Consider the following 17546-nt stretch of genomic DNA (forward strand, 5'->3'; position numbering starts at 1 on the left):
AGAGTTAAGTAAGAGGTATGTCAACTTTAGAGCAAAGATTATGAAAAGCTTGTGACAATTTAAGAGCTAATTCTAGCCTTAAAGAAAGTGAATTTTGTATGCCTGTTTTGGGAATTATATTCCTTAAATATATGGATACAAGATTCAAAAAAGCCAAGCAAAAAATTAATCAAGAGTGTTTAGAAAGAGAAGGAATAGTGCTTCCCGAGGAGGAAGATGATTATAAAAGATTAGGAGTAATTATGCTCCCCCAAGAAGCACAATATAGTTGAATTCTTTCTCTACCTGAAGATATTTCTTCTAAGGAATTAAAAGACATAAATGGTCAGCCCTTAAATAGCTTAGGAGAGGTTTTAGATAATTCTATGATGCTAATAGAGTCTAAAACTCAAAAATTAAGTAGGATTCTCTACAGGGAATATAATCGAATGCCCGATAAATTACTTAAAGGATTATTAGAAATTTTTGATCATGAAGATATCACCTGAGAGGATGACAGATTGGGGGAGAATTTATGAATATTTTCTTGAACAATTTGCTTCTTATGTGAAGGGTGAAGAAGGTATCTTTTTCACCCCTCCCTCACTAGTAAATATGATTGTTAACATCTTAGAGCCCGCAAAAGGAACGGTTTTAGATCCAGCCTGTGGAAGTGGTGGTATGTTCATTGCAATTAAACAATATATGGATAAACATAACTTAAATTGCAATGAAAATATAACATTTTGGGGTCACGAAAAAGTAGATCATAATGCTAGATTATGTTTAATGAATATTTTTATTCATCACTTAGGTAGCGGGAAGATAGCTGGGGGAGATGATGCTAATACTTATTATGGCGATTACTGAGGATTGAATGGTAAATGTGATTATGTTTTAGCTAATCCTCCCTTTAATATTGCTAGAGTTAATGCTAAGGCTGCTGAAGATGCCGGAAGATTACCCTTTGGAACTCCCCAAGTCAGCAAATTAGAAATAAAAAATGCTAACTTCCTATGAATTTCTTATTTCTATTCTTATTTAAATGACACTGGTAAAGCTGGATTTGTAATGCCATCCATTACTATGAGTGGTACTGTAGATAAGGAAATAAGAAGTAAAGTAGTAGAAACAAAACATATAGATTTATTAATTAATGTTGCTCCTAAATTTTTTAAGAACAAATTTAAGGGAGACTGTTGTTTATGATTTTTCAATAAGAAGAAACCAAAAGAATATGAAAATAAAGTATTATTTATAGATTCTTCAAATTATTTTGTTCCTGTAGATGCAGGACATAATACTTGAAATGAATGACAATCTAAAAATTTAATTTCTATTGTTTGGTTGTATAGAGGACAAATAGAAAGATATAAAGAATTGATAAATGAGTATAGAGAACAATTGAAAAATTATGCAAATAAATTTTCAATATTAGTTGAACAAGATAATTATTTGAAAGCTTTCAAAGATAAAAAAGAACAACTAATAAAAGATAGTGAATTTGAACTTTCAAGTACTATTAATAGAAAAGAAAAAATGAAATTAAAGCAAGAGTGAGAGGAAAAACATAATGATTTTGATAATGCAATTACTATTGCAAAAGAATTTAATTGAATTTATTCCAAATTTGGCGAGGGAGAATATAAAGATATTCCTGGTTTTTGTAAAGTAGCTGAAATTGAAGAAATTAGAGAAAATGATTATTCACTAGTTCCTGGCGTTTATGTAGGTCTTGAAGAAGAAGAACTAGAAGATCAAGAAACTTTCTTTAAAAGGATGGAAAACATGCATCAAGAATTAGATGAACTAGAAAAAGAAGCTACAGAATTAATGAGTCGAATTAGAAAAAATAAATCTTTATGAATGAAAAGCAGTTAATATAGGGAGAGACTAACAAATCTTTTACAAAATTAATTAGTTTTCCTTTTCTCCCCTAGGGGAGAAAAAAACTAAAAATTCTTTAAAAGAGAAGAGAAATTTAATTGTGTCACTCCCTAAAAATGAGTGGAAATTAACAACTTTAGATAAGTTAGGAAAAATATCATCTGGAAAGCCATATTCCAGAAAATATGAATTTCATCCTAAGTTACATAAAGAATCTATTTCTTTCGTTGGAGTTAAAGAAGTTGGTCAAAGTAGATTGCATATTTTGAAGTGTAATAGATATTATTTTTTAAACAAACTTTCCTTAATGAATAACAAATTATTTTCAAAAAATACAGTTTGTATTTCTATGTTAGGGAACTCACCAGGAGATGCAGCATTATTAAAAAATGATTCTTTTTTATCCACTAGTGTTTTTGGTTTTACTCCATATAAGAATATTTCTAATCCTAAATTTATTAAGTATTGCTTAGATTCTCAAAAAGAAAAATTTGCATCTTATTCCGCTACAACCACCATTAGAAAGGCCTTACCTACTTATCAATTATTTTTAATCAAATTTCCTGCGCCCCCCCCAGGGTTCAAGGATTAATTGGAGATATTCTTTCAGCTTATGATGAGCTCATAGAAAATAGTGAGCAATAAATAGAAGTGTTTCAAAATATTAGAACTTCTATTTTTAAAGAGTGATTTGTTAATTTAAGATTTCCAAATAATAATGGATTAAGTCTTGATGACTTAATTACTGTGGGGGGGGCTGAAATGTTGAAAAATTGAGTGATATTGTCTCAATTAAAAGAGGAGAAGTTTCAGCTAAGAATTCTATTAAGGAAGGAAGATATCCATTTTTTACTGCTTCTAAAAATAGTCCAGAAAGAATCAATAAATATTCTTATGACACTAATGCCATATTGATAACAATAACTGGACATTTTTTATCTTTTCTATACAGAGGAAAATTTGAAGCTAGCGATCATTGCTTTGTTTTGCAAGTCAAAAATAAAAATTTATTCTATTTTTTATTCGAGCAATTAAAAATAAAACTTCAAATTTTGCATAAAGAAGATTCAGGAATATTAAAAACTCTCCGGATACAAAGACTGTTAAACCTAAATTTTCCGATTCCTGATGATACGATTTTAGACAAATTTAACAATATTTGTGAAGATATTCAGCTCAAAATTGAAAATTTAAATAAAAGGGTTGAAAGTTCTGAAAATGTTAAGAAACATTTACTTAATAAATTATTTAGTCAAAAAATAAGAGTTAATTAAAAATTTTTATTATGTCTTTTTCAAATAAAGACATTAATTAAATGAGTCAATCACAACAAATAAAAAATATAGGTAAATCTCAATATTCTGAAGGAGAATTAATTGAAAAAGATGCTCTCAGATTACTTGAAGAAGAGCTAAATTGAACTGTTATTAAAGATAATAGAAATAATAAAGCTTACAGATGGAATAATAAAACACCGATTTTATCTGAAATTCTCTGCGATTCTTTAAAAAGATTAAATCCTTGAATTAATGATGAACATACTAGAGAAGTTATTTCAATTCTTGAAAAAGATATTTTTAGTAATTTTGATATCAGAATTAATAGAGATAAATACTACTTAATAAGAGATGGAGTTGATGTAAGTTTAAAAGAAATTGGAAATAATAAGAAGAAAAAAATTAATCTTATTGATTTCAATAATCCAGAAAATAATACATTCACTGCTGTATCGCAATTAAAAATTAAAGGTTATTATTCTGAAGATATTGGGATTCCAGATGTATTGGGATTTATAAATGGAATCCCCCTTCTATTTATAGAATTTAAAGCTAATCACATCGATCCAAAAGAAGGTTATGACGAAAATTATCAAGATTATTTAGAAAAAATACCACAAATATTTGCATTCAATGCTTTTTTAGTTTTTTCTAATGGAGATAAAACTAAGATTGGCGCTGTTGGAAGTAATTGAGATTATTTCAGTAATTGAAAAAGATTGAAAGAAGAAGATGAAGGAAATACTGATATTTCCATTTTTTTGAGGGGAGTATGTGACAAAAAGAATTTTTTGGACTTATTTCAAAATTTCATAATTTTTAAAAAAACTGAAAAAGGGTTAATAAAAATAGTTGCGAGAAATCATCAATTTTTAGGAGTTAATTTAGCTTTCCAAAGTTATGAAAAAAGAAAAGAGAAAGAAGGTAAATTGGGTACTTTTTGGCATACACAGGGAAGCGGCAAAAGCTTATCCATGTTATTTTTTGCAGAAAAAATTAAGAGAAAATGCGGAGGTAATCCTATTTTCATAATTCTTTGCGATAGAAAAGATTTAGAAAGTCAAATTTATGAAACATTTTCGCAAATTGGAGTTTTAGATTCTAATCGAGATTGCAAAGTTGAGAGCAAAGAAGATTTAAGAGAAAAATTAAAAGCAAAACACAGCTATGTTTTCTCTTTAATTCACAAATTTCATAATGCTTCTTTAACACCTATTGAAGAAGATAGAGAAATAATAATTATTGTTGACGAAGCACATAGAACACAATATGGTAGCATGTCAGTTTCTATGTATAAATTTCTTCCTAAAGCATCAAGAATAGGATTTACAGGCACTCCTCTCCTTTCAAGAGAAGAAATAACTGCAAGATATTTTGGGGGATATATTTCCACTTATGATTTTCTTAAAGCTATAGAAGATGGGGTAACAGTACCTCTATTATTTGAAAATAGGGCTTGCAAAATAAAGAATATTGTAAATCCAGAAATTAATGCAGAGTTTTATAGAGAATTTGGGGATTCAAAATTACCTTCAGATTGAAACCACAAAAAACAATTATGAATGAGAGAAGATAGATTAAAAAATAATGCTAAAGATTTTGTATCTTATTATTCTGGAGCAGAAAGAATGTTTATGGGAAAAGTAATGTATGTTTGTCTAAATAAGGTTGCATGCGTATTAATGAAAAATTATGTACAAGAATATTGAAAAGAAGAAATAGAGAGATTAAAAAAATTAAAACAATCTCTTTCTTCTGGCTCTAATTCAGAGGAAAAAGATGAAGAAATGCAATCAATTGAAAAAAAAATTATTGAGATGGAGAAAACTGAAATGGAAATAGTATTTAGTGAAGGAAAATTAGATGAAGAACAAATATATGAATATGACACTGATATAGAAATTTCAAAAAATATTAGTGAAAGAGAAGCATCAAAAAGATTTAAAAATAGAAATGGAGATCCAGATGGCAATTTAAAAATTGTTTTTGTATGTGCTATGTGAATGACAGGCTTTGATGTTCCATGTTTATCTTTTCTTGTGCTAGATAAACCACTTAAAGCACATACTTTAATGCAAGCAATTGCTCGCCCAAATAGAGTAGATATAGAAAAAGATAGAGGTTTTATTCTAGATTATTTGAATTGTTTGCCTGCACTAAGAGATGCTCTAAAACATTGAGGCTCAGTGCATGGAAAAAGTTTTTTCGAAATAAAGGATGCTTCAGAAATGATAAAGGATATTAAAGAGTTAGTTCTTAATATAGAAATGTTTTTGCAAAGCAAATATGTTTCCTTAGCTCTTCTTATTAGTAGTTCTCCTGAGAAAAAAAGAATAATGTTGAGGGAAATCAAAGAAAAACTATTATTTGATTGAACTAGAGAAAAAATTAATGAAAAATGTGAAAAATTATTTCATGAGCTCAAATATGTAGTTAAAACTGATTTATTACTAGATATTTATGAAAAAGCTGATGCTATTAGAGCTATTCACAGAACTTTAAATGCTGGTAATGAGAATAAAAAAGATACATGACAATCTACATTAACTAGATTACTTAGAAAATATATAAGGTCCGATATAAATCGAGAGAATTTACTTAAGGTAATAAATGAACAAGATATAAAAGAAGTAAGTAAATTAGTAACAAATTCAAAGAAGATAAAACAAATCACTTTTGAAGATCTCAAAAATGATTTATATATAAAAATTCAAAAGAATTGAGAAGATAATCCAACAACTATAAATTTTTTTAAAGAATATAACGAAATGATTGAAAAATGAAATGAAGATATCGATCAACAAGAACAAATTTTTGAAGATTTAGTTAATTTAGGAAAAAGAGTGGAAGAGGAAACTATTCGTTTTAAAAGAGAAGGATTTTTAAATGTTCAGGAATTAGTTATTTACGATATTTGCAAAACTAAATATAATGGAGATCTTCAAAAATTAAAGATTTTCAGTGTGGAGTTTCTAACCATTATGAAACATTATTTAAAAAACACTTTTGAACCTTTTAACAAAGATACAACAATATCAGAAATTAAATATAGAATTAAAAAAATTATTTTTCAAAAATTTCCTATTACTTTAAATTGGGAAGATATTCAAAAAATAAGAGATGAACTTTATGAATATTTAAAAAAAATATTTTTTGCAGAGTGAATTTCTGAAAAATAAATAATTAAGTTAAATGATTCTATTTTTTCTCCCCAAAAGGGAGAAAAATTTTTAAATTAATTTAATTTATGACGGAAAAATTTGACGATAATGAATGAAAATTGGTAACTTTAGATGAGTTAGGTAATTTAAAGACAGGTAAACCGGCCCCAAAATTAAGTGAAAAAACAAAAATTTTATTTGAAGGGGGCACAATTCCTTTAATTGGTTGTGAAGAAATTAGTAAAAGTATATTATTTATTAGAAATTGCAATAGATTCTATAATTTTTTTGGCTTAAAAATAGGAAAATTATTTTTAAAAAATACTGTTTGTATTAATCAATATGGATCGGGATGCGGGGATTCAGCTTTATTAAGAAATAATTCTTGCTTAACAAATGCAGTTCATGGATTTAATTCTTTTAATAAAGTTTCAGATTGTAAATTCATTAAATATTATTTTGATTTACCTAGCTTTAAGAAAAAAATAATTTCTCTATCGAATGCGGTTACAGCTCAACCAGGACTATATTTAAATAAATTATTAAAAACCAAGATTTTAATTCCTTCCTTCATTATTCAGCAAAAAATTGGTGATATTCTTTCAGCTTATGATGAGCTAATAGAAAATAGTGAGCAACAAATAGAAGTGTTTCAAAATATTAGAACTTCTATTTTTAAAGAGTGATTTGTTAATTTAAGATTTCCAAATAATAATGGATTAAGTCTTGATGACTTAATTACTGTGGGGGGGGCTGAAATATTGAAAAATTGAGTGATATTGTCTCAATTAAAAGAGGAGAAGTTTCAGCTAAGAATTCTATTAAGGAAGGAAGATATCCATTTTTTACCTCTTCAAAAAATAGTCCAGAAAGAATCAATAAATATTCTTATAACATGTTTGCAATTATAGTGACAAGAACAGGTAAATTTGTAGCTAGAATTTTCAGAGGAAAATTTGAAGTTAGCGATTGTTGTTTTCTTATTTCCCCTAAAATTCAAGATCAAATCTATTTTTTATTGGAAGCTATAAATTTAATAATTTTTGAACTTCATAAAAATTGTCCAGGAGTGAAAGTCTTAAAAGAATTCGAATTTAAACCAACTTCAATTATTATTCCAAATAAAGAATTACTAGAAAAATTCAACAGTATTTGTGAAGATATTCAGATAAAAATAGAAAACTTAAATAAAGGAATTGAAAAGCTTGAAAGAATGAAAAAAGATTTACACAAAATGATTTTTAATCAAAAAATAACAATAAATTAAAACAATTTAAATTTTTTTTAGAAAAAACAATATTAAAAAATATTAAAATTAAAAATTTTTTTTAAAATTTAGAGGATGGGTTCTATTGATAATCAAGTAAAATATATTGATTTTTTTCTTAAATGTATACCTTCAGAGGGCCACATTTTTAAATGCAAAATAGATGAAGAAGAAAGAGATTATTTTTTTCTAGTTAGTGATTTTGAAGAAGGTGAAAAAGGAAAAAAAATTGAAAGATTAATAGTCCATTTTGATAAATTTGATGGGGAAGATTATAGAAATAGTGATTTTTGGGAACATCCATTATTTGCCGAGAATATTGAAATTATAGAGAAATTTAAAGATTTAAAAATACAAAAGTTAGAAGAAGAAAACAAACTTATCTTAGTTTTTGATCTTTATCAAGAATACTTAAATAAATCTCTTTTCTTTTCTAATGAAAATTCCAAAATTTTATTCAATAAATTTATTGAAAAGTGACAAAAAGAACATCACTTAGAAAAAACAGTTGACAAGATAAATAAGCTTTATCCGGAACATTTTTAAGATTTAAAAAATATTTTTCCCTAAAAGGGAAAAAATCAAAAATAATTGTTTAATAATTTTTTTATCTAAAAACTAAATGTTTAATCTTGACAAAAACACTTTATTGAAAAAAGAATTAATTAAAGATAAATCTATTGAAACTTTAGAAGAGCTTGGATGGAAAAAAAGAAATTTTAATGACATTAATCAGAAAAAATCTATAAGTCCTATTTTGATAGACGAGCTAACGCTCGCTCTTCAAAAAATTAATGGTTTTATTCAAGAAGAGCAAAACATCGTTAAAGAATTAGAAGAATTTATTGATTTAAAAAATTTCAGCTTAAAAGAGCACAAGAAAAAATATAAGTTATTAAAAGATGGATTGGAAAGTTCTTTAAGTGGAGAAAGGAAAAAAATAAAAATAATTGATTTTGATAATCCAGAAAATAATTTATTTACAGTTATTCCTGATTTTGAAATTTTTTCAACAAATGATATTTATGAAAAATACAGACCAGATCTTGTTTGTTTTGTAAATGGCTTACCTTTAATATTCTTCTCCCTCGGGGGAGAAGAAAAAACTTTAAAAGAAATTTATTTAGAAAATTATAAAAAAATATTTTTTGAAAAAACTCCTCAATTATTTTTATTTAATTCTTTTGTCGTCATTACAAACGGAAAAGAAGCTAAAATGGGCGCAGTTGGAAATAGATTTGAATTTTTCAATCATTGACATAGGTTGTCAGAAAAAGAAAAAGCAAACAGAAATATAGAAATTCTATTAAAAGGAATTTGCGAGAAGAAAAATTTTTTAGATTTGTTCGAAAATTTTACTGTCTTTCAAACGGTAAAGAGTGAAGAAGATGAAGATGAAAAAGTTAAGAAAAAATTAGTAAAAATTATCGCGAGAAATCATCAATTTTTAGGAGTAAATTTAGCTTTTGAGAGTTTTTTACAAAGATGAGAAAAAAATGGAAAAGTGGGAACTTTTTGACATACACAAGGCAGTGGAAAAAGCTTCTCTATATTATTTTTTACTCAAAAAATAATAAGAAAAGATAAGTATAGTAAAAATCCTATTTTTGTAATTCTCACAGATAGAAAAGAATTAGAAAGACAAATTTATAAAACTTTTAAATCTTGCGAAGCTTTAGTAGAGGAAGATTTAATAATTCAAGAAAAAAGAGAGTTGGAATCAATTAAAAGTGCTGAACATTATGTATTTGCTTTGGTACACAAATTTAATAGAAAGCAAGCTAATGCGGAAATTGATACTGGGGATAGAGAAGTTGTGATTGTTGCTGATGAGGCCCACAGAACTCAATATGGAGATATGGCTACACTTATGTATAAATCTTTTCCTAAATCTTCAAGAATAGGATTCACTGGAACCCCGCTACTCGAAGATGATGAAAAAACTGCTAGATATTTTGGAGACTATGTCTCCAAATATGATTTCAATAAAGCTCAAGAAGATGGAGTTACTTTACCTCTTGTATTTGAAGAAAGAGGTTGTCAAATTAAAAATATTAATAATCCATATTTCAATTTAGAAATTTCTAAAACTTTTGGAGAAAAAATCCCTGCAGGAGTAAATAGTGAAAAGAATTTAAGGTCTTTAGGAAAAAGACTTAGAAATAATGCTAAAGATTTTGTGGATTATTTTTCAGAAAGATTTATTTGATGAGGAGAATCTGGAGATATTCCAGTTATAAGAAAAGGTATGTATATTTGTGAAGATAGAGAAACTTGTATATTAATGCATAATTTTGCCAACCAATATTGACTAGAAAAAATAAGTCAATTAGAAAAAGATCGCGAAAATGCTAAGCCAAGAGAGCAAGTAAGACTAGATAAGAGGATTGATTGAATGAAAAGTACAAAAATGAAAGTTGTAATTAGTGACTGAAATATAAATGAAAGGGCATTAAAAGAAATTTATGGAGATGAAATTAATGTTCCCGAAAAAGAAGATGAAAAAGCAGTTGAGGATCAATTTAAGGACAGGAAAGATCCTTTCAGAATAGTTTTTGTTTGTGCAATGTGACTCACAGGTTTTGATGTCAAACCTTTAACTTTTTTATTTATAGATAAAGTTTTGAGGAATCATACACTAATGCAAGCTATTGCTAGACCCAACAGAGTTGATAAGGGAAAAGCAAAGGGATTTATTATTGACTACATAGGCTGTATACAAGAACTTAAAAATTCTTTAAGGAAATATGGAGGTGATGCCGAACAACAAGAAATTAAAGAAGATAATTCAGAGAGTATATTAAATGGCATGCTTCAAAGTAAAGGAAAAATATTTGAAAAGGTAGGGAATGAAATTGAAAAAATTGACAATTTGCTAAAATCAATCTCATTTTCTCTTAAAGAATATATTGAAGAAAAAAATTACAAAAAGAAAAAATGAATGGAGGAGGATGTTAAGAAAAAAATATGAAATGCGAATCTTGAAGATTTATACAACGAAATTTATATAAAAATAGAAAATGAAATTTCAGGAATTTTTGAAAACGATTTGCCACCAAATATTCTTGATCAATTATTGGCGATTAAGAAAATCTGTAAAGTAATAAATATCAAAGATGGAGATGGCAATAAAAAACAGCAACCTAATTCAAAAGATAGAGCAGAAATGCAAAAAATTTTAGAAAAATATATTGATTTTAAAAATAATAAACATCATTTTTCTCTAGAAATTAGCGATTTACAAAAAATAATTCAAAATTCTGATGAAGTGGATATTAGAGAAAACTTATGTAACAGTTCTAAAAAGAAAAAAGATTTATTAAATCCAAATGATCCTAGAGATGTTAGTTTCATCGAAAGATGTAATGATTTAATTTCTAAGTTAAATGATTACATGTTTCCGGAGGAGTTAAAAGAAATTCTCAGCGATTACACCCAACTTTCTAAAGAAATTGACGAAAGGGAGCGGCAAAGTGATTATATAAAGCAAAGCGAAAGTTACGAAGAGGAAGAAATAAAAGAAAAAGGTGAATTAAAAAATAAAGAGAATTCTGGAAAAACAACTTTTAACAAAATTAATGATTTTATAGAAAGTATTGAAGATTTTCTTTCGGGAAATAATATTTCATTATCGGAATTAATTAAAGGATTTAAAAGAACTCAATTGATTAGATTAATCAATGTTAGAGATTCATTAATTAGCCAAAGTATTGATCAAAAATTTATTAATTATTTTGAATTTTTAGAAAAAATGATTAAAAATGTAGAAAAAAATTCTGGGAATTTAAATTATGAAAAATTTAATTGAATGCAAAAAATTTATAAAGAATTGAAAGATAGAAGTAGTACATCAAATTATGATTATCTTCGCGCTGATGTGAAATTTACTTTAAAGAAAATATTGGAGAAATATTTAGTGGGGGCAGGCCAAAAAGAATCTTGAGAATTTGCTGAAAAATTAATTAAAACAGACAAGAAAACTATGGCTGAAGAATTGAAAAAAATTATTAAACAAAGTGAAGATTCAATGCCATATTTTGAAAGACAAAAAATTCTTGAACATTTAAAAACAATTGATAACCAATTAGAAAATTCTCCTATGGGTTGGTCTGAAAATAATGTGTTAGAAAATTTAATAAATCTTAGTTATGATTCTTTATTAACTTCAAAGGTTAATTGAAATAATAATAGTAAAGAAAATTCTTTAGAAAAAAAGAAATTACAAGATGATGAAATATATAAAAATTTTGAAAATAAAAAACAATTTATCTCAAATTCTGATCAAACAGTATTTTCAGACAATAATAAAAAATCATTATTAGAATCTTTTGATCTCGCTGTAATAAATATGAAAAGCTTTTTATATGACAAAAGGATTTATTGAGAAGATTGTTTTGTTAAAAAAGGAGGTATATTTAGGAAAGAAAAAGAAGAATTAAATGAAGAAGTTAAAGAAAAATTAATCGCTTCTAGAGAAAAATTCAATAAATGTTATGAGAGTTTATTTAGCGCTTTTGAAGAAAAAAATATTTTGGGGAGGAAATTTCACAGGAAATATGTGAAATGTTTTTAATTCTTGAAAGAGTGTATAAAAAAATTAATTCATAAAGATTTATTTTCTTTAAAAAAGGTTTAAAAAATAATTAAAAATATTTTCTAATTTACAAATAATTTCTCTTTTTTAAAAAATGAGACAACAACTAAATTTTTCCAAAAAAGAATATTTTGGGAATTTTGCAATTAATTTTTTAGAAAAAGAGTTAGCAATCTGTATTTGATACTAAATCTGTAGATTAGATTATTAATAAAATTGACGAAATAGTTAATGAGATTGAAAAATATCTTGAAACTTTGAATATTTCTTTAAAAGAATTAGTTGAAGAAAAATATTCAAAGATTAGAAAGGAATTGTTATTTGAAATAAAAGAAAAAATACTTAATAAGATCGGAGCTAAAAGTAGATTCAATCATTACTGTAGAGATTTATTCAATGAAATTAGATATATTATTAGGGGAGAATTTTCTCCTCTAATATATGAAAAAATCACAAATATAAAAGAAATTCATCATATATTGAATAGCTATCATGATTTTTACAAAAACTCAGAATCTAAAAATATTAGATAGAACTTTAAAAAAAGACTTGTTAAATGAAATTTCTTTAAAATTAAAAAAACAATTAGTGTAAACTTGCTTTAATGAAATCATTTCAAGTGGCTGTGGGAGGGGCAATTTTGGCTGTAACTTCTTATGGAGTTTATTTAAAAGTTGAAGATTCTTCTGTAGCGTTAGCTAGTCAAGAATCTTCAGAAAGTAATGCTGAGCAAAAACAAGCTGATTTAAGTTCTAAAAAGATAGTGTATGTTCTTAATGACAGTAATGGAAATAAGATTTGTGGGTCTGGCGATGATAAAGGTAATATAAAACAATTAGGACAGCAAGATGTTTGTCCTGAAGGAAAAATTTACAATACAAAACCTTCTTTATGGGTTAAGGTGTCAGGAGATATCGCAAAAATAAAACAAAATGGTTTTTATGATTGAGCTTCTGATGTTTGAACTTTCGATTTTATTAGCTATTTATGAAGTAGTAAAGTTCAAAATAATAAAAATAAAGATTTGATTAAAGAGTGTAGAACAATTGTGGTTAATAATAATGGTAAAAATTTTGTTGAATGATATTGCCATAAATAATGTTTTTGATAGAAGTAATAAATATTTTTAAATTGATTATTTAATTAAGTTAAAGCCCCAAAAAAGGGCTCTTAACTTAATTATTTATGGTAAAAGTTTTTAGGTAATTCTTATTACTGAAGGAAAATTAGCTAGTTAAATCTAAAACTTATACAACAAAAAATCTAAAAGGGGTTTAAAATTCTTGGATGGCCATAAGTAAAAAGCGGATAATATTGAATAGAAATACTACAGTACAGAGTTTTTTAGAAATTATTAATAGATAGCAAAACTAAATCATGTTATTACGCACAAAATTAATATTTGGAACTTTGACTGCAGGAACAATCATTTCCGCCGCAACAACAGCTTTCTTAGTCTCTAAATCCCCCAAAACTTCTATAGAGGAATTAGGAAGAACTAATATTAGTATTTCTTCTCCTTTTTTATCAACAGCCGCAACCTTAGACTTAAATTCTACAAAAGAACAAAATCCATTTAAAACTGCGAAGCATGAAAATGAAGAAATAGTATTAGAAAAATTGGAGATAAGTGGTGAAAATAAGAGAATATGTACCAAAATAGTCAAGAAGAATAATGAGGAAGAACCTATTCAAGAGGAAGGAGAACAAATTTGTTCTTATTTCAGTTGAATTAAGGATCAAAGTGGAAAAGAAGGTATATGATTGCGATCTAATGAAGATAAGATGAGGGAATTTTTAGGAAATGAAGGACTAGATGAAATTAATAAATTAAGTAGTTCTAATCAGGAAGATTCTAATAATAGGTCAATAGGAGAGTCTTCCTGAGAAACATCTAAGGGAGAAAAAATTTATATCTGTCAAAAACAAATAGATAGTCAACAGGATAATAGAATACAGGTACAGTGTTTACCTAGTACTATTAAAAATAATAAGTAGTTAGTTCAAAATTTTTGATTATAAGCATTAGAAGATGAATTTGTTGTTTTCTAAGGTAGTTTTAATTTCTGGTTTAGCTGCTTCTGCCATCGGAGTTTCCGTTGGTGGAGGTTTTGGACTTAAATATTGATTAAATGGTCAGAATACTAAATTTCAAAATTTAAAGCTAGTAAATTCTTTAGGAAAAATTAAAGGAAATGAGCATAATGAAGATGAAAATGTTAATTATGCAGAAGAAAATCATATCAGTGGAGAATATGAAGTACTTTGGAGTCTAGTTTCAATTGAAAAAGGAGTAAAGATATGTGATAGGAAAATTAAGCAGGGAGAAGAGTCTAGAGAAATAAAAGGGGGATGTAATAGTTGGGCTAAAAATATAGGTAATAATACTTCAAATAAAAGAGAAGTTTGATTGGAAGTTAAAAGAGATATGCTAAATGAAGCTTTAAATGAATTAAATTTGCAGGGAGAGGGTGTAGGAGAAGATAGTGCGAGTGGAAGATGAATTATTAGGGAAGGTCTTTTGTGTTCGGGAGAAGAGATAGCAGATAGTGATAAATTGTTAGTAAAGTGTAAATAATTATGTCAGTTCTTTCAAAATTTACACTTTTATCTATGATTACTGGTGGCGCGGGTGCGCTAACAATTGGAGGTATGAAGTTAAAAGAGAAATTAGAAGATAAAAAATTGCATAAATTAGTAGTTGCTGGAGAAACTTCTACTGCTAATTCATCTTCTGTTTTTCTTCTACCTTCAAACGTAGATTTACAAAAGAATGAAAATTTTGCTAATAAAAGAGAACAAGATATTGAGGGCAAGGGAAATTCTCATATAAGTGTAAATAGTTTAGACAATAATTCTGTAAAGATTGAATTTACTGGAGCATTAAGTAAAGAAAAAGAACTTAATGTAGATAATATTTCTTCGAATTCGGAGATTATATGAAAATATGTTTTGAAAGTGGGAAAAAAACAAGAATGTTTATCATGAAGTGATAGAAGTAATCCGCCAATCGATGACTGTACTTCTATATGATCGCAAAAAGTACTGAATGATCATATAAATGTAGATGTATGGTGAATTGAAGGGGGTGAAAAGGATATTGAGAAATTACTTGAAGAATGAGAAAGCAGTAGATATGATCTTGAAGAATTTAAATTAAAAGAAAAATGAGATACTAGTAAAGGTCTTTCATCATTAGAAGGTAAGGGAAATTGTATGGTAAGTAGGGATAATGGAAATTTAAAGATAAAATGTAGTAGTTAATTTTTTAATAATGTATAATATTCATTTAATTCAATAAATAAATAATTTGGGTAATTTAGTTAAAGTTGTTTTGTCTTTATGCGGAGTGAGTGGTTGTTATCCTTTAGCTAAGTATTTTTTACTAAAAAATAATGGTATAAATGACTACTTTAAAAATAAAGAAGATGCAAATGCAAAAACATTTGAAACTAGAACGAAAGAGGAGCAAGAATTTTTACAACAAGTATTAGGAGGCGGGGGCGATAATAAAGTAGAAACTGAAAGTTATTCTTTAGTCCAAAAGGATAGAATTTTTGATTATCCTTACCAAAATGAGAATTTGTTATATGAAAAATTTCCAGCAGAAGAAGTAGAAAAAAATAAAGCTTATAGAGAGTTTTGACAACCACATAACTTTGAACGAAAGAATTGAGATTCTACTAAAAGTGAGCAAATTGAACAAAAGATAAGAGATTATACAGTAGCTTTAAAACATCGTTGTTCTTGCGCTGCTGGAACTGGTTGAATATTAGATTATGAATGACCAGAAGATGGAACATATCCTACAAAGTGATTTATTGCAACTAATGCACATGTATTTGAAAGATTTAATTTTTCTGATACTAAAGAAGATAATTTTGGTCAAGTTCTTCCCCAAAGTTGTACTCTAGTAAAAGCTTCTCCAAATTCATTTCAACTAGGAGTATTTAAAGAAACAGTTGATGAAAATCAAAATAAAAAACTTGAAGGAGTGAATGTTAAATCAACAAAATTGTTTTATTCAGCGAGAAATCACTTAGGAGATTCAGTCATTAAAAGTTCAGTTAGTTCTGATGATTATTTTCATGACTTTATAGTTTTGGAAGTAGTTTTTAATGACCAATATGATGCTAAGATGGCTACAGATGACTTTCACGGGAAATACGGGATAGGAAATAAAAAACCTATAAATCTTTTTCATAATGGAATTACAGAGAGTGAAGAAAATTTTTTTAAGGAAAAAACTTACAACACCGCTTACTATGTTGGGGGATTTCCGAAGCTTAGGGGAGATTTTATGACGTTTAATCATAAAGTTAATGAATTTAAACATAAAGCCGCTACTTTAAGTCAAAAAACACTTCATTTCGACTTACAAAGACGAGATGAAGGGAAAAGAGCTCTTAGAGGTATAGAGGATTCTCCTTTTAGTATGTCTTGGGGAAAAACAAAAAAACAAGATATAACAGGTTTTTATTATTGAATAGATCGAATAAATATTGGTGCTGGAGGATCAGGAGCTATGGTAGTAGATGAAAACGAAAACTTATTAGGTCTTTATTCTCTTGCTTGAACTTGGGAGGAAGACTTGGGAGGAGTTCAACCTATTCGGTCTCATAGTTTAGATTTGTCTAAAGATAGAAAAACCCCTAAATTTGATTTAATTAGAGGTATTAAAGATTCTGGAGGGCAAACTTCTTCATATAAAAGCCAGTTGGATAAATATTATGAAGGTAAAAAGACATTCTTGAGGGAAAAACAATCTGAACAATTTAATAGTTCTTTTTAAAAAAATAATTAATGATAATGAAAGCAGGAACAATGCAAAATTTTTTGAATAGACTTAAAAAAGAAAAAGTTTAAAAATGACTAATATATCTTTATTTGGGATTTTGTTTGCAAGTGTATCTTTGGTTGGTGGCGGAGGATATGTAGCTTCTATGTATCTTTCTGAAAATGGTTTGAATTCAAATTCAAACTCAAAGAATTTATATTCTCCTGAAATAAATGAAGAAGTAAAAGAAGAATTAGATCATGCTGGAAAAAAATTAATTTGACAATCAGTTTATAAAGGAAAAAACAATAATAAAAAAGAGTGTTTAGGTGCTATAGAAAGTGAAGAAAAAAAGCAAAAAATAGGAATAATAAGTTGTAATTCTACAGATTGAATGAGAAAAATTGTAAATGATAATAGCAAAGTAGATGGTATGTGAATGACTGGTGATAGAACATGAATTGATAAAGCCCAAGAGTCTGGTTTAATAAAAAAAGAATATGGAAGTAGTTATTTCTTTGAAAAAGGATTAAAAGAGCCTCAATGTAGACCTATAGGGCAAGGAGATAACTTAGTTGATATAGATTGTGATTTTTTATAGATA

Annotated in this window: 16 protein-coding genes; all 16 read left to right on the forward strand. The window is 27.0% G+C overall.

Annotation, left to right across the window (positions count from 1 at the left end):
* Window positions 1-17: 17 nt before the first annotated feature.
* The 16 genes from PRV_RS03100 to PRV_RS00690 all read left to right on the forward strand — a co-directional run bounded on the left by PRV_RS03100 (window position 18) and on the right by PRV_RS00690 (window position 17543).
* A complete protein-coding gene (locus PRV_RS03100; protein ID WP_022769029.1) occupies window positions 18-605 on the forward strand; it encodes a type I restriction-modification system subunit M N-terminal domain-containing protein in 588 nt (195 codons plus the stop codon).
* Window positions 493-1860, forward strand: a complete 1368-nt coding sequence (locus PRV_RS00620) for an HsdM family class I SAM-dependent methyltransferase (protein ID WP_236608070.1) — start codon at window positions 493-495, stop codon at window positions 1858-1860. The genes PRV_RS03100 and PRV_RS00620 overlap by 113 nt, the downstream gene beginning before the upstream one ends.
* Window positions 1861-1966: 106 nt before the next feature.
* The gene (locus PRV_RS00625; RefSeq protein WP_022769037.1) at window positions 1967-2458 is read left to right on the forward strand and encodes a restriction endonuclease subunit S; all 492 of its coding nucleotides are present in this window, start codon (window positions 1967-1969) and stop codon (window positions 2456-2458) included.
* Between the two features lie 181 nt (window positions 2459-2639).
* Window positions 2640-3140 (forward strand): restriction endonuclease subunit S, encoded by a 501-nt coding sequence (locus PRV_RS00630; protein WP_022769041.1) that lies wholly within the window; start codon window positions 2640-2642, stop codon window positions 3138-3140.
* A 41-nt stretch (window positions 3141-3181) separates the two neighbouring features.
* Window positions 3182-6322: a type I restriction endonuclease subunit R gene (locus tag PRV_RS00635; protein ID WP_022769045.1), complete on the forward strand. Its 3141-nt coding sequence runs from the start codon at window positions 3182-3184 to the stop codon at window positions 6320-6322.
* 68 nt (window positions 6323-6390) lie between these two features.
* Window positions 6391-7215, forward strand: coding sequence for a restriction endonuclease subunit S (locus tag PRV_RS00640; RefSeq protein ID WP_022769050.1), 825 nt, complete (start codon window positions 6391-6393; stop codon window positions 7213-7215).
* Window positions 7215-7571, forward strand: a complete 357-nt coding sequence (locus PRV_RS00645; protein WP_236608071.1) for a restriction endonuclease subunit S domain-containing protein — start codon at window positions 7215-7217, stop codon at window positions 7569-7571. Before PRV_RS00640 ends, PRV_RS00645 begins: the two co-directional genes overlap by 1 nt.
* Before the next feature lie 75 nt (window positions 7572-7646).
* Window positions 7647-8117 (forward strand): hypothetical protein, encoded by a 471-nt coding sequence (locus tag PRV_RS00650; RefSeq protein ID WP_022769056.1) that lies wholly within the window; start codon window positions 7647-7649, stop codon window positions 8115-8117.
* A 76-nt stretch (window positions 8118-8193) separates the two neighbouring features.
* On the forward strand, window positions 8194-12144 hold the full coding sequence (locus PRV_RS00655; protein WP_022769061.1) for a type I restriction endonuclease subunit R: 3951 nt from the start codon (window positions 8194-8196) through the stop codon (window positions 12142-12144).
* A gap of 278 nt (window positions 12145-12422) precedes the next feature.
* Complete coding sequence (locus PRV_RS00660) at window positions 12423-12698, forward strand: hypothetical protein (RefSeq protein ID WP_022769070.1); 276 nt, start codon at window positions 12423-12425, stop codon at window positions 12696-12698.
* 71 nt (window positions 12699-12769) lie between these two features.
* Window positions 12770-13264 carry a hypothetical protein gene (locus PRV_RS00665; RefSeq protein WP_022769074.1) on the forward strand — a complete coding sequence of 165 codons (495 nt, stop codon included), beginning with the start codon at window positions 12770-12772 and terminating at the stop codon, window positions 13262-13264.
* A 278-nt stretch (window positions 13265-13542) separates the two neighbouring features.
* Window positions 13543-14163 carry a hypothetical protein gene (locus PRV_RS00670; RefSeq protein ID WP_022769076.1) on the forward strand — a complete coding sequence of 207 codons (621 nt, stop codon included), beginning with the start codon at window positions 13543-13545 and terminating at the stop codon, window positions 14161-14163.
* A gap of 40 nt (window positions 14164-14203) precedes the next feature.
* Window positions 14204-14743 (forward strand): hypothetical protein, encoded by a 540-nt coding sequence (locus tag PRV_RS00675; protein WP_144062288.1) that lies wholly within the window; start codon window positions 14204-14206, stop codon window positions 14741-14743.
* A gap of 2 nt (window positions 14744-14745) precedes the next feature.
* Complete coding sequence (locus PRV_RS00680) at window positions 14746-15429, forward strand: hypothetical protein (RefSeq protein ID WP_144062289.1); 684 nt, start codon at window positions 14746-14748, stop codon at window positions 15427-15429.
* A gap of 46 nt (window positions 15430-15475) precedes the next feature.
* Complete coding sequence (locus tag PRV_RS00685; RefSeq protein WP_022769086.1) at window positions 15476-16957, forward strand: MIP family Ig-specific serine endopeptidase; 1482 nt, start codon at window positions 15476-15478, stop codon at window positions 16955-16957.
* 76 nt (window positions 16958-17033) lie between these two features.
* Window positions 17034-17543, forward strand: a complete 510-nt coding sequence (locus PRV_RS00690; RefSeq protein ID WP_022769090.1) for a hypothetical protein — start codon at window positions 17034-17036, stop codon at window positions 17541-17543.
* The last annotated feature ends 3 nt before the right edge of the window (window positions 17544-17546 follow it).

Origin of the sequence: Mycoplasma parvum str. Indiana, assembly GCF_000477415.1 — a bacterium.
Lineage (GTDB): Bacteria > Bacillota_I > Bacilli_A > Mycoplasmatales > Mycoplasmoidaceae > Eperythrozoon_A > Eperythrozoon_A parvum.